The organism is Stenotrophomonas sp. GD03930, assembly GCF_029839665.1.
GTDB classification, from domain to species: Bacteria; Pseudomonadota; Gammaproteobacteria; order Xanthomonadales; family Xanthomonadaceae; genus Stenotrophomonas; species Stenotrophomonas forensis.
The window spans coordinates 173,155-194,080 of the sequence record NZ_JAOCAV010000002.1 but is presented as its reverse complement, the minus strand read 5'-3'; the positions used below and the strand labels follow the sequence as shown (position 1 = coordinate 194,080).

Annotated in this window: 19 protein-coding genes; 9 read left to right on the top strand and 10 right to left on the bottom strand. The window is 60.0% G+C overall.

Annotation, left to right across the window (positions count from 1 at the left end; genetic code table 11):
* Nucleotides 1-3: 3 nt before the first annotated feature.
* Together N5C18_RS11610 and N5C18_RS11605 are read left to right on the top strand one after the other, a co-directional pair.
* Complete coding sequence (locus N5C18_RS11610; protein WP_095377718.1) at nucleotides 4-318, top strand: metalloregulator ArsR/SmtB family transcription factor; 315 nt, start codon at nucleotides 4-6, stop codon at nucleotides 316-318.
* 2 nt (nucleotides 319-320) lie between these two features.
* On the top strand, nucleotides 321-779 hold the full coding sequence (locus N5C18_RS11605) for an SRPBCC family protein (protein WP_164087860.1): 459 nt from the start codon (nucleotides 321-323) through the stop codon (nucleotides 777-779).
* A 34-nt stretch (nucleotides 780-813) separates the two neighbouring features.
* Here the strand turns inward: N5C18_RS11605 and N5C18_RS11600 are convergent, their stop codons facing one another.
* Nucleotides 814-1,233 (bottom strand): hypothetical protein, encoded by a 420-nt coding sequence (locus tag N5C18_RS11600; RefSeq protein ID WP_279944640.1) that lies wholly within the window; start codon nucleotides 1,231-1,233, stop codon nucleotides 814-816.
* 151 nt (nucleotides 1,234-1,384) lie between these two features.
* Between N5C18_RS11600 and N5C18_RS11595 the strand changes: the two genes are divergently transcribed.
* Nucleotides 1,385-2,149, top strand: a complete 765-nt coding sequence (locus N5C18_RS11595) for a hypothetical protein (protein ID WP_279944639.1) — start codon at nucleotides 1,385-1,387, stop codon at nucleotides 2,147-2,149.
* Here N5C18_RS11595 and N5C18_RS11590 read toward each other — a convergent pair.
* A complete protein-coding gene (locus N5C18_RS11590; protein ID WP_279944638.1) occupies nucleotides 2,146-2,928 on the bottom strand; it encodes a 3-hydroxybutyrate dehydrogenase in 783 nt (260 codons plus the stop codon). The two genes, N5C18_RS11595 and N5C18_RS11590, sit on opposite strands and share 4 nt — an antisense overlap.
* 233 nt (nucleotides 2,929-3,161) lie before the next feature.
* On the opposite strand from N5C18_RS11590, the gene N5C18_RS11585 reads away from it, so the two are divergent.
* Genes N5C18_RS11585 through hxsA form a run of 4 tightly spaced genes read left to right on the top strand, consistent with a single transcriptional unit; the run spans nucleotide 3,162 to nucleotide 6,757 of the window.
* Nucleotides 3,162-3,458: a hypothetical protein gene (locus tag N5C18_RS11585; protein ID WP_279944637.1), complete on the top strand. Its 297-nt coding sequence runs from the start codon at nucleotides 3,162-3,164 to the stop codon at nucleotides 3,456-3,458.
* On the top strand, nucleotides 3,458-4,954 hold the full coding sequence (gene hxsB, locus N5C18_RS11580) for a His-Xaa-Ser system radical SAM maturase HxsB (RefSeq protein WP_279944636.1): 1,497 nt from the start codon (nucleotides 3,458-3,460) through the stop codon (nucleotides 4,952-4,954). Before N5C18_RS11585 ends, hxsB begins: the two co-directional genes overlap by 1 nt.
* Entirely contained in the window at nucleotides 4,941-6,110 is a 1,170-nt protein-coding gene (hxsC, locus tag N5C18_RS11575) for a His-Xaa-Ser system radical SAM maturase HxsC (protein WP_279944635.1), read from the top strand. The genes hxsB and hxsC overlap by 14 nt, the downstream gene beginning before the upstream one ends.
* 2 nt (nucleotides 6,111-6,112) lie before the next feature.
* Nucleotides 6,113-6,757: a His-Xaa-Ser repeat protein HxsA gene (gene hxsA, locus N5C18_RS11570; protein ID WP_279944634.1), complete on the top strand. Its 645-nt coding sequence runs from the start codon at nucleotides 6,113-6,115 to the stop codon at nucleotides 6,755-6,757.
* A gap of 78 nt (nucleotides 6,758-6,835) precedes the next feature.
* On the opposite strand, the gene N5C18_RS11565 is transcribed toward hxsA, so the two are convergent.
* Nucleotides 6,836-7,675 (bottom strand): type 1 glutamine amidotransferase domain-containing protein, encoded by an 840-nt coding sequence (locus N5C18_RS11565; RefSeq protein WP_279944633.1) that lies wholly within the window; start codon nucleotides 7,673-7,675, stop codon nucleotides 6,836-6,838.
* Between the two features lie 97 nt (nucleotides 7,676-7,772).
* On the opposite strand from N5C18_RS11565, the gene N5C18_RS11560 reads away from it, so the two are divergent.
* Nucleotides 7,773-8,696, top strand: coding sequence for a LysR family transcriptional regulator (locus N5C18_RS11560; protein ID WP_279944632.1), 924 nt, complete (start codon nucleotides 7,773-7,775; stop codon nucleotides 8,694-8,696).
* 555 nt (nucleotides 8,697-9,251) lie between these two features.
* The gene (locus N5C18_RS11555) at nucleotides 9,252-9,608 is read left to right on the top strand and encodes a hypothetical protein (RefSeq protein ID WP_279944631.1); all 357 of its coding nucleotides are present in this window, start codon (nucleotides 9,252-9,254) and stop codon (nucleotides 9,606-9,608) included.
* A 98-nt stretch (nucleotides 9,609-9,706) separates the two neighbouring features.
* On the opposite strand, the gene N5C18_RS11550 is transcribed toward N5C18_RS11555, so the two are convergent.
* From N5C18_RS11550 to folD, 7 genes are all read right to left on the bottom strand, one after another.
* Nucleotides 9,707-10,354 carry a hypothetical protein gene (locus tag N5C18_RS11550; protein ID WP_279944630.1) on the bottom strand — a complete coding sequence of 216 codons (648 nt, stop codon included), beginning with the start codon at nucleotides 10,352-10,354 and terminating at the stop codon, nucleotides 9,707-9,709.
* Nucleotides 10,344-11,540 carry an ATP-binding protein gene (locus N5C18_RS11545; protein WP_279944629.1) on the bottom strand — a complete coding sequence of 399 codons (1,197 nt, stop codon included), beginning with the start codon at nucleotides 11,538-11,540 and terminating at the stop codon, nucleotides 10,344-10,346. Before N5C18_RS11545 ends, N5C18_RS11550 begins: the two co-directional genes overlap by 11 nt.
* 648 nt (nucleotides 11,541-12,188) lie before the next feature.
* Nucleotides 12,189-13,955 carry a hypothetical protein gene (locus tag N5C18_RS11540; protein WP_279944628.1) on the bottom strand — a complete coding sequence of 589 codons (1,767 nt, stop codon included), beginning with the start codon at nucleotides 13,953-13,955 and terminating at the stop codon, nucleotides 12,189-12,191.
* Between the two features lie 471 nt (nucleotides 13,956-14,426).
* Complete coding sequence (locus tag N5C18_RS11535) at nucleotides 14,427-15,677, bottom strand: dsDNA nuclease domain-containing protein (protein ID WP_279944627.1); 1,251 nt, start codon at nucleotides 15,675-15,677, stop codon at nucleotides 14,427-14,429.
* Nucleotides 15,678-16,550: 873 nt separating this feature from the next.
* On the bottom strand, nucleotides 16,551-18,116 hold the full coding sequence (gene guaA / locus N5C18_RS11530; protein ID WP_005413109.1) for a glutamine-hydrolyzing GMP synthase: 1,566 nt from the start codon (nucleotides 18,114-18,116) through the stop codon (nucleotides 16,551-16,553).
* 104 nt (nucleotides 18,117-18,220) lie between these two features.
* Nucleotides 18,221-19,678 carry an IMP dehydrogenase gene (guaB, locus tag N5C18_RS11525; protein ID WP_006435286.1) on the bottom strand — a complete coding sequence of 486 codons (1,458 nt, stop codon included), beginning with the start codon at nucleotides 19,676-19,678 and terminating at the stop codon, nucleotides 18,221-18,223.
* Nucleotides 19,679-19,879: 201 nt separating this feature from the next.
* On the bottom strand, nucleotides 19,880-20,758 hold the full coding sequence (folD, locus tag N5C18_RS11520; RefSeq protein WP_005409307.1) for a bifunctional methylenetetrahydrofolate dehydrogenase/methenyltetrahydrofolate cyclohydrolase FolD: 879 nt from the start codon (nucleotides 20,756-20,758) through the stop codon (nucleotides 19,880-19,882).
* Between the last annotated feature and the right edge of the window lie 168 nt (nucleotides 20,759-20,926).

Below are 20,926 nucleotides of genomic sequence, written 5' to 3'. Positions count from 1 at the left end.
CGCATGAATGCAGACAAGGTGTTCAAGGCACTGGCCGACCCCACGCGCAGGACGCTGCTGGACCTGCTCTGCGAAGACAACGGCCAGACCCTGGGCCAGCTCTGCGAACACCTGGACATGGCCCGGCAATCGGTCACCCAGCACCTGGGCCTGCTGGAAGACGCCAACCTCATCAGCACCATGCGCCGTGGCCGCGAGAAGCTGCACTTCATCAACCCGGTGCCGCTGCACGAAGTCTACGAGCGCTGGGTACGCAAGTTCGAGCAGCAGCGCCTGAGCCTGCTGCATGACCTGAAACGAGAACTGGAAGGAGAATGACGATGTCCGCAGAGTCCACCCGCTTCATCCACGTGATCTACATCGCCTCCACCCCGCAGAAGGTGTTCGAGGCCATCACCCGCCCCGAGATCGCCAGCCGCTATTGGGGCCACGAAAACGTCTCGGACTGGAAACCCGGCTCGCGCTGGCAGCATGTACGTGCCAACGAAACGCGCTCGGTTGAACTGGTTGGCGAGGTGGTGGAAAGCACCCCGCCCTCGCGGCTGGTGATCACCTGGGCTGCCGCCTCGCAGGCCGACAACCCCGATGCCTACAGTCGGGTCACCTTCGACATCGTGCCCTACCAGGACATGGTGCGGCTGACCGTTACCCACGACGAACTGGAACCGGGCAGCGGCATGGATACCGGCATCCGCCAGGGCTGGCCGATCGTGCTGTCGAGCCTGAAGTCGTTGTTGGAGACGGGCAAGGGGTTGGATGTGTTTGCCAAGCCGAGCTGAACACCCCAGCCCGAGCTGAAGGAGCGTCGCCGCGCTAACGGCAAGCGGCGACGCTCTTTCCCTGCCACACGGGCAACGATGGGATCAGGGTTTCCGACGAGCTGCCCGCAGCGCTCAGCTGCCCATCAAGGTAGGTCAGCCGCAGGATCTTCCCGTCCTGGCGCAGCGCAATGGAATCCGTAGCGCCACTCACCAGCACAAGATCACGCCCGCGTTGCTTGACCTGCATCAGCACCGGCGCGATGGCTGCGCCCTCGTAACGCTGGACCAATGCGTAGCCGCCATCGGCCTCGCTGACAAACGACACCTCCAGGCCAAGAAGATCGCCCGACTCGGCGTGCCTGCAGACGCTGGAATACGTGGCGTCCCGCGGGTCCGCGTTGGCACTGGCTACCGGCGCGGACAACACCAGCAGACCCACTACCAACGCAAACGATGGAATCGAACCGGCCATTCCCTGTCTCCCTGTCCCGGGTGCTGGCCGCAGCGTAGCGCGTTCCTCTGCTGAACGCCCGCCTCACGCTCACTGCTGCCAAACCCGGTTCCGACCACACTCCGACGCCGCCCGCCACAGCATCACCCGCAGGCTCCCCAGGCGATGTTCGATGAGTGCTTCAGACGCAGATTCCCTGCACAGCAAAGTGGCGGCGGTCACCCTTGGCTTCTGGGTGATGAAGATAGCCGCCACCACCCTCGGCGAGACCGCGGGCGACCTGCTGTCGATGACGCTCAACCTGGGCTACGTGGCCAGCTCGGCCATCCTGCTCACCATCTTCGCCGGCCTGCTGGCTGTGCAGCTGTCGGCGCGGCGCTTCCACCCGGTACTGTTCTGGTCGGTGGTGTTGGCCACCAGCACCGCCGGTACCACCATGTCCGACCTGCTCGACCGCACGCTTGGCCTGGGCTACGCCACCGGCGCCAGCCTGCTGGCCGGCTGCCTGGCACTGGTGCTGCTGGCGTGGCGGCTGTCGGAGAAGTCGATCTCGGTCAGCAACATCGCATCGCGTCGCGCCGAAGGCTTCTACTGGACCGCCGTGCTGTTCTCCAACACGCTCGGCACCGCATTGGGGGATTTCCTCGCCGACGATTCCGGGCTGGGCTTCACCGGCGGCGCGCTGCTGATCGGCAGCCTCATCGCGCTCACCGCGCTGGCCACCCGCATCAAGGGCATCAACCGGGTCATCCTGTTCTGGATTGCCTTCGTACTCACCCGCCCGTTCGGCGCCACCTTCGGCGACCTGCTCACCAAGCCGCTGGAAAAGGGCGGCCTGGGCTTCGGCACGGTGGGGTCGTCGCTGGTGCTGTTCACCATTCTCGCCACGCTGGTGGCGCTGCCGATGCTGCAGCGGCGCGCACAGCCGGCCAATTAGCGGGCCGTCCAGCCCCCATCCACCGGCAATGCTGTGCCGGTGATCTGCGCGGCAGCGTCCGAAGCCAGGAACACCACCATCTCGCCCAGCTGCTCGGGCGTCACGAACTGCAACGAAGGCTGCTTTTCAGCCAGCAGCGCACGCGCGGCGGATTCCTGATCCGTGCCCTCCTTCTCCGCCAACGCGGTGATCTGCTGTTCGACCAGCGCGGTACGCACCCAGCCCGGGCAGATGGCATTGGCGGTGATGCCGGTGCCCGCATTCTCCAGCGCGGTCACCTTGGTAAACCCCACCACGCCATGCTTGGCCGCCACATAGGCCGACTTGTTCACCGAGCCTACCAACCCATGTACCGACGCGATGTTGATGATGCGCCCGGCGCCCTGCTGCTTCATGTGCGGCAGTGCCGCCGCCGTTGCATGGAACACTGCCGAGAGATTCAACGCCAGGATCGCATCCCACTTTTCGGTGGGAAATTCCTCGATCGATGCGGTGTGCTGAATGCCCGCGTTGTTCACCAGAATGTCGATGCGGCCCATCTTCGCAACGGCGTGCTCGATCATTCCGCGCACCGCCTCGCCTCGCGAAAGGTCGGCGCCATCATGCGCGACCCGCACGCCGAACTCGGTTTCCAGGTGGGAACGAATGCGTTCGATCTCCGCCGCATCGCCGAACCCATTCAGCACGATGTCGGCGCCTTGCCGCGCCAGCGCGGTGGCGATGCCAAGACCGATACCGCTGGTCGAGCCGGTAACCACCGCGACCTTTCCAGAGAACATGGGAGAGATTCCTTACGACGGAGGCCCAAGTGTAGATCCACGCCACGCGTGGATGCCCTAGCTCTCGGCAGAAGGCTGATTTGACCCCCTAGTCAGCCCCATTCACCCAAGGATGGTCCGATGAACCTGTGCCAGCCCCTGCCTCCGGCCACCTTAAACGCGGCCCCCCCCCTGCCACAGTTGCAACATTCTCCCGTAGGGCGCAAAGTTCGCGTATCCAGGGGGGATGAGCAATGGAACGCTCGCATTATATTGTTGATCGACAACTGTTTTCGGATGACATGGTGGCCCGCGCAGCGCATCGCTACACGGGCAAGTTTGGTGTGGAACTGTTGAATCAAGGCGCTGATCTTGCGGTGGTTTTTTCTACCACGGATGGCTCCCCGCTGCCGGTCGACCTTTCCACACGGTTTTCGCGTGATCTGCTCGACGAACGCATCAGAGCGTCCGTTCGAGCCGAAACACATGGGCTTCAACTCGAACTGATCAGGGCCGCGCTACACCAGGCCCAGCCCTCGGCTGCTGCCTGATGTCCAAATTCAGACATCCAGAGGCGTTTGCCGCCTCTCAGGCATATCAGTTGCTGCCGTTCCGCTTCCGACGCTTGCCTTGGGATCCAGATCGGGCATTCGTGTCCTCCATGGCGGGAGACTGGCTGCTCATGCACATGCAAGACCTGCAGCGCTTCGCCGCCCACGAGCTACCGGCAAATTCGGCTCTCTTTGCTGATCTGGAAGCCCGCCATCTGGCAGTCGCAGGCACCGAACGCAGCAGCCTGTCCCCGTTGCTGAGCCAGATTCGCAGCCGCAAGTCCTATATCCTGGGCGGGCCGGCGCTGCACATCTTTGTGGTCTCGCTTCGATGCCACCACACCTGCAGCTACTGCCAGGTGTCGCGGCAGGAGACAACAGCCACAGCCTTCGACATGGCCAGCTCGCACGCCGAACAGGCGGTAGAGCGGCTGTTTGAGTGGCCAAGCCGGGAGCTGACCATTGAGTTCCAAGGTGGCGAGCCACTGCTCAACTTCGAGCAGGTCATAGCCATTACTCGGCGCATTGTCGAACGTAACCGCTCTGCTGGCCGTAACCTTCGTTTTGTTCTTGCATCCACTCTGCACGACCTCACTGAAGCCCAACTGGCATTCCTCGCTGAGCATCGCTTCAAGCTATCGACATCGCTCGACGGCCCCGAATCGCTCCACAATGCCAACCGCCCCCGCCCGGGCCGCGACAGCTATCGGCGGACCGTGGAAGGCATAGAGCTCGGACGCCGCTGGCTGGGTGATGACGGCGTGTCGGCGCTGACGACGCTGACCCGGCGCAGCCTTGAGGTGCCCGAAGCCATCATTGACGAATACCAGAAGCTTGGTTTCCACAGCATCTCGCTGCGCCCTCTGAGTCCCTATGGATTCGCCAACAGAACTGCCCACCGCACAGGCTATTCGACGGCGGATTTCCTCGCCTTTTACCGGCGTGCCTTCGCGCATCTGATGGTGGTCAATCGTTCTGGCTACGCCATGGAGGAGTCCTACGCATCTTTGCTGCTCTCCCAGCTTTTCACCTCATTCGGGCATGGCTACGTTGATCTTCGCTCCCCTTCAGGCGCGGGTCTTGGTGCGGTGATCTATGACCATGACGGGCGCGTCTATCCGTCTGACGAGGCGCGGATGCTGGCGGCCATGGGAGATGACACATTCGCGTTGGGCGATGTTTCGCAACCGGTAGCGCACTGGCTTGGCTCCCCTGCCATGACCCGACTGCTTGAAGCGGGCGTGGCTGAGGCGCTTCCGACCTGTGCTGACTGCGCGTTCGTGCCACTGTGCGGTGCTGACCCGATCGAGCACTACGCACGCCAGGGTGACCCGATTGGTCACCGACCGAGCAGCGATTTCTGCGCCCGGAACATGGGGCTATTCGATTTCCTGCTGGAACGCTATGAGCGGGAAGATCTAGTGGGCCGTCGGATGATGCGTTCCTGGGCTGTTCCGAAAGCGAACACTGAGGATCTCATTGATGCTGCCGCTTGAAACCAAAGCGGTTCTGTCGCCATCGGCGAAGGCATCTTTGCTGAAGGTGGTCGATCTTGGCGACTTCCCCCAAGCCTCCCTGCCCCTGCAGCGAATGGCGCTGGATGTCAGGGAGGTGGCACCCGAACAGCTCAGCGATGCGTTGTTGCGCCTCCCTTGGGGAGCTGTCCTCACGCCGCAAGGCTTCGACGTTCCTGACGATGTTCCACACGTGCGCCTGGATGGCCCGTCAGCCCTCTGCAAGTCCGGTGATGTCGTCGAGCTCAATCCCCTTCAACGCAAGGTAGCCATCCGCTATCGGCGCGGGGATACCGGCAACGTTCTGTTTGCCACCGAACGCTGCAACAGCTACTGCCTGATGTGTTCACAGCCCCCGCGCGAGGTGGAGGACGACTGGCGTGTACATCATCTCCTCGATTTGATCGACCTGATCGATGTCGCAGAGCCATCACTGGCGATCAGTGGCGGCGAACCTACATTGCTGGGCAGCGGGTTGGTCGACATCGTACGCAAGTGCGCTGAGAAACTACCGAATACCCACATCCATATCCTTTCCAATGGACGGTTGCGCGATCCTGAGCTACACAGCCGGTTTGCGGACCTCCATCCGAATCTGAGCTGGGGGGTACCGCTCTATGGGGACCATTACGCCCTTCACGATTACGTCGTGCAAAGCGAAGGTGCGTTCTCCCAGACACTACGCGGCCTGTACGCACTGGATGCAGCGCGCCAACGGGTGGAAATCCGAGTCGTTCTGGTTCGGCCTACCGTCGAGCGACTGGTGCAGCTTGCCCGCTACATCTGGCGAAACCTGCCATTCGTCGAGCATGTCGCACTCATGGGCATTGAGCCGATTGGCTTTGCCAAAGCACACCAGGCTGATCTATGGGCAGACCCCATTGACTATGCCCACACCCTGACTGAAGCGGTTGAGACTCTCGCAGAAGCGGGCATCCCGGTTTCGCTCTACAACCTGCCTCTTTGCGCACTGGACCGCTCGCTTTGGCCTTATGCGGTCCAGAGCATCTCTCCATGGAAGAATGACTACCTTCCCGCCTGTGACGCGTGCGCCGTACGATCGCGATGCGGCGGGTTCTTTTCCTGGATCACCCCTGCCTGGACCAGCCGGGCGATCTCCCCTGTACTGGAAATCTGATCATGTCCAATGCATTGATGATTGTCAGCGCCGCCACGCTGGGGGCACTTGGCACCGAGCCACCCAAGGGTCAATCCGACCTGTCCAGACTTTCGGAGATGGATGGCAAGTACGCAACCGTACTCAGCACCTCGCTCAATGCAGGGCGCCACAATCTGTACGCCGGGCACCGCAGCCACAGCTCACATCGATCGCATAGCTCCCACCGCTCCCATTCCTCCGGGTCTGGCAGTTCATATCGCTCCTACTCCCCACCACCAGCGACCTATACACCTCCACCCAGCACCTACACAGCACCTGCCAGTTCGACAAGCAGCGGTGGAAGTGGAAGCGGCACAGGTACCTATCAGGGGCAAAGCCTTCAGCCCGCGAGCCGGACCAAGGCTGCTACAACCAACAATCTGACAGTGGATCACGGCTCCTCAGCCAAGCCGATTTCTGAGGGGCGCGATGCCGATGCGCTCAAGCTGCTGATCATGCGTGTGCAAGCCGCACTTTATTCGAAGGGCTACGACCCGGGCGCCATTGACGGAACACTGACGCCGGAGACACAGTCGGCACTTCGCATGTTCCAGTTGGCGCACGGCATTCGTGCTACGGGGACGATGACTACGCCTACACTAGATGCGTTGGGTGTGCGGCTTTGAATCGTTCGGCGATGTCATGACCCACTGAAAAGCCGCTAGTGAAGCTCTTCGTCAAAACAGCGCTTGGAGCGAACGGGTCTATTTCAACCGCTCCACCAACCGCTGCCCTACCTCCAACGCCGAAGCCGGGTTCTGCCCGGTAATCAGCTCACGATCCACCACCACATGCCCGGTCCACGGCGTGGCATTGCTGCTGAACGTCGCACCCGCTCGCTGCAACGCAGTCTGCGGATAGAACTTCATCTCGCCGCCGCCCAGCAACGGCTTGGCCTGCTCTTCTTCCTGATTGCTGATCACCGTCATCTGGTAGCCGCTGTAGATCCACTTCGGCGTAGCCGGCATCGCACCCGCTTCCAGCTTTGCCACGAAACCCGCCGCATCCGGCAGCGTGGACAGCAGCGCGATCGGCCCGTGGCAGACCAGCGCGGTGGTCTTGTTGCGCTGGTGGAAGTCGGCCAGCAGCCGGCCCAGCGCCGGGCTCTTCAGCAGGTCCTGCATCGGCGCGTGGCCACCGGGAATGTAGACCGCATCGAAACGCGCGTAGCCCTGCTGCTCGATGCGCGCCAGGCTGACCACCGGCGAGGTCGTCGGCGAGGTCAACGCCAGTTTCTCCAACAGGTCCTTGTGCAACGTCAGCTGCGCGGCATCGTTGCCGAAGTACGCCGGCGTCACCGAGGACGTATCCACCGTCGGCGCCCGCCCCTGCGGCGTGGCAAAGGTCACTTCGTGGCCCGCGTCCAGCAGCAGCTTGACCGGCTGCATCAGCTCGTTGAGATAGAAGCCGGTGGACAGCACCTTGCCGTCCTTCAGGTCCAGGTGGTTTTCGTCGGACAGCACCACCAGCACGTTGGCGGCATGCGCGCCGCTGGCGGCCAGGGTCAGGGCCAGCGCTGCGGCCAGCCGGGTCATCAGGTTCATGGGGTAGCTCCTATCGGGGAATGGCCGCCACTTTATTCATCGCCACAGCGGCGATAAATTGGCCCCATCGCAAAACATCTGTTCCCCGGAGAGCCTAATGAGCCGCAAGTTCGACTACCTGGGCGATGTAGAGGTGTTCCTGGCGGTGGTCGAGCACGGCTCGTTCACGGCCGGCGCGGTGGCGCTGTCCACCACTCCCTCGGTGCTGAGCCGCGCGGTCACCCGCCTGGAAGCGCGGCTGGGCCGGCAGCTGCTGCAGCGGACCACCCGCCGCGTGGGCCTGACCGACGCCGGGCGGCTCTATCTGGAACAGGTGCGCACCGCCTTCGGCCTGCTGGACGACGCCGAGCGCGACGTACTGGCCCAGGATGGTGCGCTGGCCGGCCGCGTGCGCCTGAGCGTGCCCACCACCTATGGCCACTACCGGTTGCCGCCCGTGCTGGCGCGCTTTGCGCAGCAGTACCCGCAGGTGCAGGTGGAACTGAACATCACCAACCGCAACGTGGACCTGGTTGCTGAGGGCTTCGATCTGGCTATTCGGCTGGGGCAGCTGCCGGATAGTGGGCTGGTGGGGCGGAAGCTGGAGGATGCGCCTTTGGTGCTGGTGGCTTCGCCGGAGTACCTGCAGCGCTGGGGTACGCCGCAGACGCTGGACGACCTGCAGCAGCACCTGTGCCTGCCGTTCGTGATGCCGCGTACCGGGCGGTTGGCGCCGTGGATCTTCCGCGACGACGGGCGCGACGTGGACTGGCTGCCGCGTTCGTCCATCGAGACCTCCGACGATGTGCTGGGCGTGGTGTCGCTGGCCGAACAGGGCATCGGCATCTGCCAGAGCTATGCGTTCATCGTGCGCGAGCGGTTGCAGCGTGGGCAGCTGATGGAGGTGTTGCCGCAGCTACGTGGAAGGTCGCGGCCGTTCTCGGTGATCTATGCGCCGCATCGGCGGCAGTCGGCTGCGGCGCGGGCGATGATTGAGTTGCTGGTTGCGAATGCGGCTGTGGTTGAGGACGGCGTGGGTTGAGGTTTCTTCCGCCTAACCTCGGTGTCGGCTTTGGCTCGCTTTTCGGACTGTCTCTCTGATCGGGCGGCGTTGCGGCCCGGTTCGGAATACGAATTGTTGTAAAGGCGGCTGTCTCGCTATCCCCTGAAGGCACGGGCGATTACGACGCTCTTGTTCGCGATCAGCAGCGCGTCTGCGCGAATGCGTCGGATCGTGAGGCGTACGGCACGAATAGTGCATGCCACAATAGATTCCCGCTCTCGAATTCTGCGTTCTCTTCGCGAATTTCAATTGGTATTCGGAGCGACCGCGTAAACACCATGGCGCGCCACCGACAACGGGTGGCCGGGTCTGCAAACCCGCGTTTGATGTATGCGTCTGTAGTTTGCGCTTGCCCGTCGGCACCGTCCCCAAGCGGTGCCGGCGGGCAATCCGTCGGCCTGTATGGCGGGCGGTGCGTGGGGGTCTTCGGACCCACCGGCCATATGACGCTACTTCATCCCGGTTTGCAGCCACGCATCGTCCGCCACCTTCTTCACGGTGGCGCTGTTAAGTACAGCCACGGAAGCCGACGCCATGAAAAAGTCCGACACCTTTTCCTCGTACACCGTTGTTGAGCCCATCAACGACGACACGCCCCTGCCCGACCTGAACTCCCTGCTCGGCATCCTCACGCGAATTCGTGCGGGAGAGGGAGCCGATGGGCTGCCCTGGCCGGAGAAAGATGTGTCACCCGGCCGCCGCGTAAGCCTGGCGAAGAGCGAACGCGCGATGGTGGGCGCGCTTACGGTGCTGGAGGTGCTGCACGCGGCGGACCGCTGCCGGGTGGCAGCGGAGCCGGAAAGGCACTTGGATGAGGGGGTTGTTGATGGGTTGTTTCTGGCTTGCCGTGGATTGGTTGAGTGGGCTTGTCGGGAGGTTAGGCCGGAGTAAATTTTAGTGAGTTGCATCCGCCCAAATGGACGAAACCAAGTTTCCGATTAATAGCCACACCCAGCTGAGGCGTCGCAAGTAGAGACAACCTAACAGCATCAGCCACGTCGCCACCTCAAACTAACCGCCCCCAAGATAGACCGTGTAATTTCATTGACGCGACATCGCATGCTTTCAATGATATCCACTCGTTCTGGATCAGTCTTGCTTGCGCCTTGCGCCTCATCGTAGGAGCCGATCTCAAGTTCACTCAGATTGAAATATTCGTATGTGTACTGCCCCTTGCCCTCAGACTTCTTCACATATTTCACAATTCGAGCCTTTCCAACCTGCTCGGCCACTCGCACAATGTGGTCTTCCGCTTCATCGAAGTTTGGGTGGGCAAACTTGTAGCGTGCCGAGCTCTCCAAGGAACCGCTTCCCTGAAGAAATGAAACATCGTCGTTCTTGATATCCATATTGCATCGCTTACACGATGCACTCAGATTCCACATAAGAAAAGTTTGAGGCTTGTACAGCGAAGACGGGAGCACGTGCTCAACATCGATAACAAGCGAGAATTCCCCCGTAAGGTCTCTCTGGCAATAGCAGCACGTATCTTTGGTCATTCTCAAATGAAAATCTTTAATTCTCCTTCGAATACTTTTCACCCCTGAGTGCTTCCAAGGCTTGACATCACACATCGCTTCCGCGATTGCGGACTTTTCATCGTCATCAAAGACAAAATTTTCAATCTCAGGATTCACGCCCCCCCCCAATCTGGCCCGCTTCACGATCAACCGCCGCCGCGAGATCTTTGGCGCCAGCCAAGAATTCTATTTGTCTGCGGTCATATGATCGATCCCTTAGTTGATCGATCTCAAACAACACTGAGCTCAAGCTCCTCTTTCTTGTGGATAGATCACTCAACATCTCCGCAACGAGTTCGCTCAAATAGTGACTTGCAGGCGAAAGAACTCCGAATGCCTCCAGCAGTATTCCGTCAATGCTCTTATCGATGCCTTCTGAAACAATCGCAGCGCCACTTGAAGAAGAAACTGGATTGAGATTTACAATCTTCGTCCGAATTCCACCAGAATCAGCTCCAGAAACAACGATAGGAGAGTGGCTTGCAAGAAAAATCCTTGGCTCGTAGAGATGAAATAGATCGAACAATCGACTGCAATATTCACTCTGCCATCTAGGATGTAAACTATTCTCAGGCTCATCAATTAGAATAGCAGCACCTTGCTTCATGCGCGTTGCGAGAAATGCATACATAGCAATCAGCGTAAGCTCTCCAGAACTTGCATGATATAGCGGAAAAATTTCTTCTTTTTTTCGGAGGAAGAAATCCACCTCCCGTATAATCCTGAGCCTTTTTAGAGAAACCTCATTCCGCACAACAGCCGCCAAGCCACGCGAGTCATAATCAGAATAACCCCCTGATAGATCCCGCCAATATGGACCAGCACCAGAGTCGCCGTCAGGCACCAGGAATGACTCCAGAGCCATAGCAATTAGACGAGCGTCCTGCGACGAAATTTTTTCGTCCCTTATGACTGTATCCATCGCCTCCCGCACGTCGAACTTCCGCAAGCGTGGCGCAACACCAATGACCTCGTCAAAACCAGCATACTGGAACGTTCTAGCTACCTGCCGAGCATCGCGACGCTCGTCATCTCCATTAAAGAGCGCCTGCCTTAACGCACTTTTTACATATCCCTTACCCATTGCCGGCGTGAGGCGAGCGTAGTGGAGGCTCCTCTTGACAGGAAATCGGTCAAAGGCGGTGTTACTAATAGCAATGGTAGTTACACCCCGCGATTCAAAATCAGATGCGAGCCGTCCCAGTTCGCGGCTCTTTCCTGCGCCATTCTCACCCAACAGAAAAGTTACCTTACCCTTGAATAACCCATCAAAGGGAACGGTATTGTAAAGAACTTCCGCCACAGCTTCTCCTCCACGACCCACAGATCTCAACAATATCGCCAGTGCGGCGTCTCTACACCGACGCCAAGAAGTTCGTTTAGTGCCTATGCTTGCAGGTCAATTCCACCAGAGTCTTCCGTGCCAGCCGATCGCTGGCGCCGATAGCTATAGAACTTCGGGCACGCCTCGACTACTCCCCCTCAACGCCCCCTCCGCCTTCAGTAGCGGAACTCATTAGAATGCAGGCCTAATCCGTAGTGGTCTTTTGCCGCGAACTGCTTGGAACGGGCCGAGAGACTCAGGGCATCCCAGGGTCCATTCGTGCTCGTCGACTTTACGATCAGGACCGGGGCACAGGGCGCCCCCTAGGACGTCGTCCTCCAGCAACTGTTCGGAAAGCAGCCTCCTCCGGTGCGCATTCTCCGCCTTCATCGCTTGAGACGTTTGGCATTCGGCCTGCTCATGGCGCCAAAATTTGGTACGCGACAGATGGTAGGACACCTTGCTGAAGCCGCGTCGGCGGCACTCCCCCCGCCCATCAAATGCAGGCGCTGGCCGGCCACCAGCTTGATACTTACTGATCGCTAATGCCTTACATAACGCAAATTCCATCGAATCGATGGCAATCATGTACTCCCCCCTAGGCTGAGCCCCCTTCAAAAAAAGCGCTCAATTCACGTCCAGCCCCAGAAACATGTCGTGATTCTCGCCTGGGAAACGAGGCTGCCACTCCTTATCTCCCTCACCCAAATCATATCTGTGGTTGGTAGTTGAATACACAACCTGGCTTTCCCACTCACCCGCGAGCATTTGCAGCTCTGCAATGTACCTAGCCAAATCTTCTCTAGAAATATCTTGTTGACGAGGCGTATCTAGGATCAAAAATCTTGGAAGACGCCCCGCCTTTCGCGCCAACAAATCGAATGCAGCCGTCCGGATAGAAAGAACCACTCTAGTAAGCGTACTTCCCCTAAACTTGGAAATCCTTTGTCCACCGAAGGTCACGCCAAAATCCGTGTCGACCTGAACCTGAAGATCGACATTTGAAGTACCAAGCACCACCAACCAATGCTTGATTCGTTCAGCAAGGGAGTTGCGAACCCGAAGCGCATCTAGATCAGCAGCTCCACGATTTCCTTCAAGATCACTCAATCGGATCTGAAGGCTATCGCGCTCATGGAGGCGCTCTACATACAACGCTTCAACCCGGGTCAACTCCTCTTCGATTCCCTTCGCTCGCCTAAGACTGATCACAGCCTCGGTCAGGCCCGCGACTGCCTCGACCAACGAATTCACGTTAGATTTCCCGGCTGCCTCAGATCGCTCTGCCCGAAGGGCGGCCAGCTGCTGCGTAATAGAACCGAGCTCCTCGTCAATACTATCGATTCTCCGAAGATGCACACGGTTCGTCGCCTCCAAGTCCTTGATCTGATCCTTCAAGTACAGAAGACTTTTGCCATACGACTCGGAGCTACGCACAAAAAGGCCACACCCTTCCTTTGAGCATATCGAATCAAACGAAGCGAAGACCCTCCTCGCCTCCTCGTTCATATAGAGGGTGTCAGCCTCGACTTCAATCTCATTTCTGATCTGAGAGAATCCTCGAATCCTGGCCTCGGTAGCGGCTCGCTCGCGACTCAGTTCGCGTTCTCGCGCTGCCAGAGCGGCAATGCGTGCATCGAGTTCAACTTCCAGCTCTTGCGTGCTTCCCCCACTCTCCCTCAGAGCGTTAAGACGCTCTATCGCCTGCCGCAGCTCTCTGTCCAGTTCGTCGACCGAGCGCCTAGGCGCCCCCAAGTCTGCTCCCAGATCCGAGATGCTGGTCTGCAGCCTAAGCACGCCTCTGTCGAGCTGCTCCAAGCGATCCTTCAGACCAATTCGCTCACGCCTCTTATCGAATGGGTTCTTTGGAGAGAGACCGAACAATAGGCGCATGACCTCAGAATACTGATCCTTAACAAATTTACTTGCGGAAAAATAATCTTCGGAATAACCCCGGTCTTGATCAAGGTAGAATATAGGCAGAATCTGCGCACTGTACATGTGCGTAGCGACAGACCCAACCGTAGTCACGACTGGATCCTCCACCCCCCACAGGGAAAGCAGAAAGGCACTATATTCCCGTTCATTAAGAAACTCTACGGGAGCGCTATCAACTTCCCAAACTGACACGGAGAACTGGCCGTGAAACCTTCTGCGGATAGAGAATTTTCTCGTATCGCTCGCAACTTCGAGAACTACGGATTCACAGTGCGCAACGAGCTCATCCCGGAAATCCACCTTATAGCCGAGGGCATAAACGATTGACTGGACGAGCGGCGTTTTTCCACAGCCGTTCTTCCCAAACAGCTGCGTAACTCTCTCACCGAAATATAGTGTATCCGACGACCACCCACTGGGGCTCCTGCCCTCAATCTTTAGGCTAACTAATCTCATCTTGGGCTCAGCCTCAGCTGCCTTTCCGCACGAATGTCTCGATACCGCCTCTCAACGGCCATTAGGTTCGATGCAAGATCTCCATTTGCATCTAGCGCCCTGCTTAGGACATCCCGCCCTGCACAAGTCGCTGATATCTTCTTATGAATACGCTCAACATCAACCAAGCCGGATTGCTCCAAGAACGCAAGCGCCTGAACGGTTCTTACCCTTAGAGCAGAAGACCAACCGAGATGCTGTGCGGACCCGCGAAAGCCAGGGAAGGTACGCTCATAGCAATCCCCAACCAGTTGACCAACCTCACTTACCACCGGCTTTGACTGACCTTTGGAGAGCATCAGGATTGTGATTGCAATGAGCGGGAGATGAAACATCGCCTCATTACTCAGCCGAGGAACCGCTAAGGGCAAATGCGACACGCCCCTAAAATCGACTTCGACTGCTTCTGATTTAATTCTAGAGAAGAACTGATCAAACTCCATTTGTCTCTCCTCGGACCAGGCACGCGAGCACGCCGCCAACGAGAATTTCATCGCTCACCATTGCAGCAATGGGTCGTGCAGTGATTGTGGATCTCAACGCCAAAACTTCGTGTCGTAGCCCAGCAAACGACACGTTGCCCTTTGCCCACTTGTCGTAGATGGCGGCAACCTCTGCCTTAAGAAAAAGAAGATCGTACTCGTATGCGTGACGATGTGTTCGGAACCAATTGTCCCATTCGATCTTCCAGCGAGAAGCGGTCTCAATGATCTCGGAAGATGCTCCCGCTTGACTGAGCCTTCTTTGTAGAATTGAAGCGTTCTTCAGGGCCTTTTCGTCACCGCCATTGATGAAATTGTAGTAAGCCGCTTTCGATATAGGAAGCAAGGCCAACAGGTCTTCAAGACCTATACCAGCCATGTCATCCAACTCTTTGGCAGTGAGCTCTGCTACCAATTTCCGACTGGATTTGGATTGGACGAGAGCGAGCAACTTCGTGGCTAACTCACTGCTTTCATTGTGATTGAGATCAATCTCACTGAACTCCAAAAGCACTTTACCGGCCTTAATCTCGAAATCCTTATGCCCGGGATCTACATAGTCAACGTCAGCGGTGAAGGCAAGCTTCTTGATTGCCGCCCGGACCTCATCCTCCTCGGGCGGATCCAGCAAACTATTTATCAAAGCGTAGTGTTGAATCAGATAGCCGACCGTGCGCTCGTCGAAGTCACCCTCCAGGATCGCATTGGCGATGCTTTCGACGTCGTCAGATAAGTGCGAGTTCGTGAGGAACGTAACGCTTCCGCAGGCAGTGGAAAATCGCGCGGTGTGATCCAACAACTTACCAACAAAGCTGTCCTTGACCTTAGCCAGCTGCTCACTACTAGGCGCCTTATACCTCTGCTTAGAGCCACAGCTTGCCGCACTCTTTGAAGCCCCCGGAACGTTCTTCGCCAACCCAAAGAGATCCGAGCGCGTCCACTGGTACTTCCGGGCAGCCTTGGTCTTTACCTGGATAAAATGATAAACCGGCAAACCATCTACTTGCTCCCGGGTAACAAAGTCGTCTTGAAAATCGCAATAGACGCGATCAGGCCCTTTCTGATCAAGAATCCGAAGACAGGCCACTGCTGCTCCGCGGAATTGCGCCTGGAAACGAGCCACAGTATCCCGCCCAGCCACCTCACGCGGAGGAATTTCATGCAACTGCGGTGGAGTCCCCGTGTTCCCTTCCGCAACCATCCTTGCCCCCTACCTCCGTCCTAACGCGGAGATCATCGCCCTCGGAAGGCACCCCGTCAATCCGCCCTCCATCTTTGATCGAGCAGGCTCGTCGCAAGCAAGCTTAGGAGCCACCTGTAGCGGACTAAGGAGAACTAGAGGATCGGGAGAGAGCGCCACCACGCGCAGCGCTTAGCCGCATTCATGAACTCGCTCTTGAAGAGATGCGATTGTCTCATCAAACTCAACATCATCCGCGACATTCAATTTCCGCACGCAGCAGGCAAGGCGCATTTCCACTTACGGGATCGAAGTTGTCCGATTGTCGACACTCGTAGAACAGCGCCTATGCCCAAGCGTGACCGCCCGACGTGCACTACTGATATCTAGCGACGCTCACGCAACCTCACACTTCGCATTTATCTTGTTTACCACACCTTCAACTACTATCCTCCGTGGCAGCCTTGGATCAACTAGTCAGTCCATAGAGCACTCGTCATCTGGAGATAGAGACAACCTGAAGCCACCTGTATTTTCTTACGCGCTCCAGCTCTTACTCCTGTCTCTCAGTCAGTACCAAAGCTGCTTCTGTCTCTCAGTCAGTACCAAAGCTGCTTCAAAGCCACGCGGCAATCCCCACACGATAGCGACCACTTAGAGCAGCTGTGATCTCAATTTGAGGATCTGCAGTCGCAACTTCGTGAGATCTACATCAACCACAGACTAGCGTCCCTTCGGCGTCAGACCTACCGCGCAGGCAGTCAGGAGCAGGCCGCAGGCCGAGAAGATAGCCCGGTGACTTGGCGTTAACTCCAAAGATGATTCAGATTAAATGACAGGGAAACCCGGGGAATTAAGAAAAAGGGCGCCTTTCGGCGCCCTAGCTCTTTCAACTCATTCCCACTCAATAGTAGCCGGCGGCTTCCCCGAGATGTCATAGACAACCCTTGAAACCCCCCGCAACTCATTGATGATCCGGTTGCTCACCGTCCCCAGGAACTCATACGGAAGATGCGCCCAATGCGCCGTCATGAAGTCGATGGTCTCCACCGCACGCAGCGCAATCACCCACTCATAAGCGCGCGCATCACCCACCACGCCCACGGACTTCACCGGCAGGAACACGGCAAACGCCTGGCTGGTCTTGTCGTACAGATCCGCCTTGCGCAGCTCATCAATGAAGATGGCATCGGCCTTGGCCAGCAGCTCGGCGTATTCGCGCTTCACTTCGCCCAGGATGCGCACGCCCAGGCCCGGGCCCGGGAACGGATGGCGGTAGACCATGGTGCGCGGCAGGCCCAGCTCAACGCCCAGGCGGCGCACTTCGTCCTTGAACAGCTCGCGCAGCGGCTCCACCAGGCCCAGCTTCATGTGCTCCGGCAGGCCGCCCACGTTGTGGTGGCTCTTGATCACATGCGCCTTGCCGGTCTTGCTGCCGGCCGACTCGATCACGTCCGGGTAGATGGTGCCCTGCGCCAGCCACTTGGCGTTCTTCAGCTTGTTCGACTCTTCGTCGAAGATCTCAACGAACAGGTTGCCGATGATCTTGCGCTTGGCTTCCGGGTCGCTCACGCCTTCCAGCGCAGCGAAGTAACGATCGGCGGCATTCACGCGCACCACCTTTACGCCCATGTGCTCGGCAAACATCGCCATCACCTGATCGCCTTCCTGCCAGCGCAGCAGGCCGGTATCCACGAACACGCAGGTCAGCTTCTCGCCGATGGCCTTGTGCAGCAACGCGGCCACCACGGACGAATCGACGCCGCCGGACAGGCCCAGGATCACTTCGTCATCGCCCACCTGTTCGCGCACACGGGCGATCTGGTCGTCGATGATGTTGGCGGCGGTCCACAGGGTCTGGCAGCCGCACACATCCACCACGAAGCGGCGCAGCAGCGCCTGGCCCTGCAGGGTGTGGGTCACTTCCGGGTGGAACTGCACGCCGTACCAACGCTTCTCTTCGTTGGCCATGGCGGCCACCGGAATGCGGTCGGTGGTGGCGGTGATGGTGAAGCCCGGCGGTGCAACGGAGACGTGGTCGCCGTGGCTCATCCAGACATTCAGCTTCGGCTCGCCGCCGTGGTCGCTCAGGCCCTTGAACAGTGCATCCGGGTTGATCACGTTCACTTCGGCATGGCCGAACTCGCGCTGGTCAGCGGCTTCGGTGGCACCGCCCAGCTGCGCGGCCAGGGTCTGCATGCCGTAGCAGATGCCGAAGATCGGCAGGCCACTGTCGAACACTTCCTGCGGCGCGGCCGGGGCGCCCGGCAGCGTGGTCGATTCCGGGCCACCGGACAGGATGATGCCCTTGGCGCCGAACGCCGCGATCTCGGCCGGGTTGTGGTCCCACGCCCAGATTTCGCAGTAGACGCCCAGCTCGCGGATGCGGCGGGCAATCAGCTGCGTGTACTGCGCGCCGAAATCGAGGATCAGGATCTTGTCGTTATGGATGTTGGTCATGGCGCCCTGGCAATGCAGTAGGGAAAACGAAATCAGATTTGCAGCAGCAGATGGAAAAAGAGGAACGGGAATCAGCTTCCTCGTTCCTCTTTGCCCGGCCCGCGTCAGGCGCGGTAGTTCGGCGGTTCCTTGGTGATCGTCACGTCGTGGACGTGGCTCTCACGCTGGCCGGCGCCGCTGATCTTGACGAACTTGGGCTTGGTGCGCATGTCGTCGATGGTGGCGCAGCCCACGTAGCCCATGGTGGCGCGCAGGCCGCCCATCAGCTGGTGGATGATGCCGCCCACCGGGCCGCGGTACGGCACGCGGCCTTCGATGCCTTCCGGCACCAGCTTGTCGGCGGTGGCGGCGTCCTGGAAGTAGCGGTCCTTCGACCCCTTCTCCATGGCGGCCAGCGAACCCATGCCGCGGTAGCTCTTGTACGAACGGCCCTGGTACAGCTCGGTCTCGCCCGGCGATTCTTCGGTACCGGCCAGCAGGCCGCCGACCATGATGGTCGAGGCACCGGCGGCCAGCGCCTTGCCGATGTCGCCCGAGTAGCGGATGCCACCGTCGGCGATCAGCGGGATGCGGTCCTGCAGCGCTTCGGCCACCAAGTCAATGGCGGTGACCTGCGGCACGCCGACGCCGGCGACGACGCGGGTGGTGCAGATCGAGCCCGGGCCGATGCCGACCTTCACTGCGTCCGCGCCGCTGTCCAGCAGCGCCAGTGCGGCTTCGCCGGTGCAGATGTTGCCACCGATGACCTGCACGTTCGGGAAGTTCTTCTTGACCCAGCTGACGCGGTCCAGCACGCCCTGCGAGTGGCCGTGCGCGGTATCGACCACGATCACGTCCACGCCGGCGGCGACCAGCGCTTCCACGCGGCGATCGGTATCGCCACCCACGCCGACGGCAGCGCCGACCAGCAGGCGGGTCGACAGGTCCTTGGCAGCGTTCGGGAAGTCGGTGTTCTTCTGGATGTCCTTGACGGTGATCAGGCCACGCAGTTCGAACGAATCATTGACCACCAGCACCTTTTCGATGCGGTTGCGGTGCAGCAGCTGCAGCACTTCGTCAGAGGCGGCGCCTTCCTTGACCGTGATCAGGCGATCCTTCTTGGTCATGATGTGGCGGACCGGATCGTCCAGCTCGGTCTCGAAGCGCATGTCGCGGTGGGTCACGATGCCGGCCAGCAGGCCGTCGCTGCCCACCACCGGCACGCCGGAGATGTTGTGCGCCTGGGTCAGGGCCAGCACGTCGCGGATGGTGGTTTCCGGGCCGACGGTGATCGGGTCGCGGATGACACCGGCCTCGAACTTCTTGACCTTGGCCACTTCCGCGGCCTGCTGTTCCAGGCTGAGATTCTTGTGGATGATGCCCATGCCGCCGAGCTGTGCCATGGCGATGGCCAGGCGGGCTTCGGTGACGGTATCCATGGCTGCGGACAGGATCGGAAGCTTCAGCTTCAGGTCGCGAGTCAACCGCGTTTCGAGGTTGACGTCCTTGGGCAGGATGGTCGAGTGGGCGGGGACGAGCGAGACGTCGTCGTAAGTGAGTGCTTCAGCCTGGATGCGCAGCATCGGCATACCCGAGATGTGGGGAAGCGCGACATTTTACCCTGTTTTAGCGCCCTGTGGCAGGGGGTAGATGCGACGCAGTGTCGCGCGGGCGGCGATCCATTCAGGGGCCGCACCAAAGCAGGTAGTGCCGGCCGCTGGCCGGCAACCTCATGAACCTTCGGACGGCTTACCGGGTTGCCGGCCAGCGGCCGGCACTACCATTCAGCTCAGCGCTTCGGCCGCTTCCAGGGTGTTCTGCATCAACGTGGCCACGGTCATCGGGCCCACACCACCCGGCACCGGGGTGATCCAGCTGGCCCGCTGGGCGGCCGCTTCAAACCCGACGTCACCCACCAACCGGCCGTCATCCAACCGGTTGATGCCCACGTCGATCACCACCGCGCCCGGCTTCACCCACTCGCCCGGCACGATGCCCGGGCGGCCCACCGCCACCACCAGGATGTCGGCGTTGCGCACGGCCTGTTCCAGCACGTCCTTGGGGGTGAACTTGTGGCAGCTGGTCACGGTGCAGCCGGCAATCAGCAGTTCCAGGCCCATCGGGCGGCCGACGTGGTTGCTCACGCCCACGATGGTGGCGTTGCGGCCGCGCACCGGCTGGTCGGTGTGGCCCAGCAGCGTGGTGATGCCGCGCGGGGTGCACGGGCGCAGGCCGAACTCGCGCAGCGCCAGGTGGCCGACGTTTTCCGGGTGGAAACCGTCCACGTCCTTGCGCGGGTCGATGCGCTGGATCAGCCTGCGCGCGTCGGGGATGCCCGGCAGCGGCAGCTGGATCAGGATGCCGTTGATCTTCGGATCGGCGTTGAGCTGGTCGATCAGGTCGAGCAGCTCGGCTTCGGTGGTACCGGCCGGCAGATCGTAGTCATGCGCTTCGATGCCGACCTTTTCGGCCGCGCGGCGCTTGTTGCGCACGTACACGGTCGAGGCCGGGTCGCCGCCGACCAGCACCACGGCCAGGCCCGGGCGGCTGCCACCGGCGGCCACGCGGGCGTCGACGCGCACCTTCAGGCTGTCGAGCAGGTCCTCGGCGATACGGCGGCCATCAAGGATGCGGGCAGGAAGCTGGGAGGCGGAATCGGTCATCGGGAGCGGGCGTGGGGCGGCGGGGACGCTATTGTCCCCGATTCAGGCCCCCTCGCCCACCGCCGCGCGTCGACACCGCGCACCGGTCGTGCCGGCCGCTGGCCGGCAACCTCATGGCATCGGAATGATTCCGTATCTGCCGGTAGTGCCGGCCGCTGGCCGGCAACC

What these genes read in the sequence shown, in the direction of transcription:
- N5C18_RS11610 (WP_095377718.1), top strand. Translation starts at nt 4, where the DNA reads ATGAATGCAGACAAGGTGTTCAAGGCACTGGCCGACCCCACGCGCAGG.
- N5C18_RS11605 (WP_164087860.1), top strand. Translation starts at nt 321, where the DNA reads ATGTCCGCAGAGTCCACCCGCTTCATCCACGTGATCTACATCGCCTCC.
- N5C18_RS11600 (WP_279944640.1), bottom strand. Translation starts at nt 1,233, where the DNA reads ATGGCCGGTTCGATTCCATCGTTTGCGTTGGTAGTGGGTCTGCTGGTG.
- N5C18_RS11595 (WP_279944639.1), top strand. Translation starts at nt 1,385, where the DNA reads ATGAGTGCTTCAGACGCAGATTCCCTGCACAGCAAAGTGGCGGCGGTC.
- N5C18_RS11590 (WP_279944638.1), bottom strand. Translation starts at nt 2,928, where the DNA reads ATGTTCTCTGGAAAGGTCGCGGTGGTTACCGGCTCGACCAGCGGTATC.
- N5C18_RS11585 (WP_279944637.1), top strand. Translation starts at nt 3,162, where the DNA reads ATGGAACGCTCGCATTATATTGTTGATCGACAACTGTTTTCGGATGAC.
- hxsB (WP_279944636.1), top strand. Translation starts at nt 3,458, where the DNA reads ATGTCCAAATTCAGACATCCAGAGGCGTTTGCCGCCTCTCAGGCATAT.
- hxsC (WP_279944635.1), top strand. Translation starts at nt 4,941, where the DNA reads ATGCTGCCGCTTGAAACCAAAGCGGTTCTGTCGCCATCGGCGAAGGCA.
- hxsA (WP_279944634.1), top strand. Translation starts at nt 6,113, where the DNA reads ATGTCCAATGCATTGATGATTGTCAGCGCCGCCACGCTGGGGGCACTT.
- N5C18_RS11565 (WP_279944633.1), bottom strand. Translation starts at nt 7,675, where the DNA reads ATGAACCTGATGACCCGGCTGGCCGCAGCGCTGGCCCTGACCCTGGCC.
- N5C18_RS11560 (WP_279944632.1), top strand. Translation starts at nt 7,773, where the DNA reads ATGAGCCGCAAGTTCGACTACCTGGGCGATGTAGAGGTGTTCCTGGCG.
- N5C18_RS11555 (WP_279944631.1), top strand. Translation starts at nt 9,252, where the DNA reads ATGAAAAAGTCCGACACCTTTTCCTCGTACACCGTTGTTGAGCCCATC.
- N5C18_RS11540 (WP_279944628.1), bottom strand. Translation starts at nt 13,955, where the DNA reads ATGAGATTAGTTAGCCTAAAGATTGAGGGCAGGAGCCCCAGTGGGTGG.
- N5C18_RS11535 (WP_279944627.1), bottom strand. Translation starts at nt 15,677, where the DNA reads ATGGTTGCGGAAGGGAACACGGGGACTCCACCGCAGTTGCATGAAATT.
- guaA (WP_005413109.1), bottom strand. Translation starts at nt 18,116, where the DNA reads ATGACCAACATCCATAACGACAAGATCCTGATCCTCGATTTCGGCGCG.
- guaB (WP_006435286.1), bottom strand. Translation starts at nt 19,678, where the DNA reads ATGCTGCGCATCCAGGCTGAAGCACTCACTTACGACGACGTCTCGCTC.
- folD (WP_005409307.1), bottom strand. Translation starts at nt 20,758, where the DNA reads ATGACCGATTCCGCCTCCCAGCTTCCTGCCCGCATCCTTGATGGCCGC.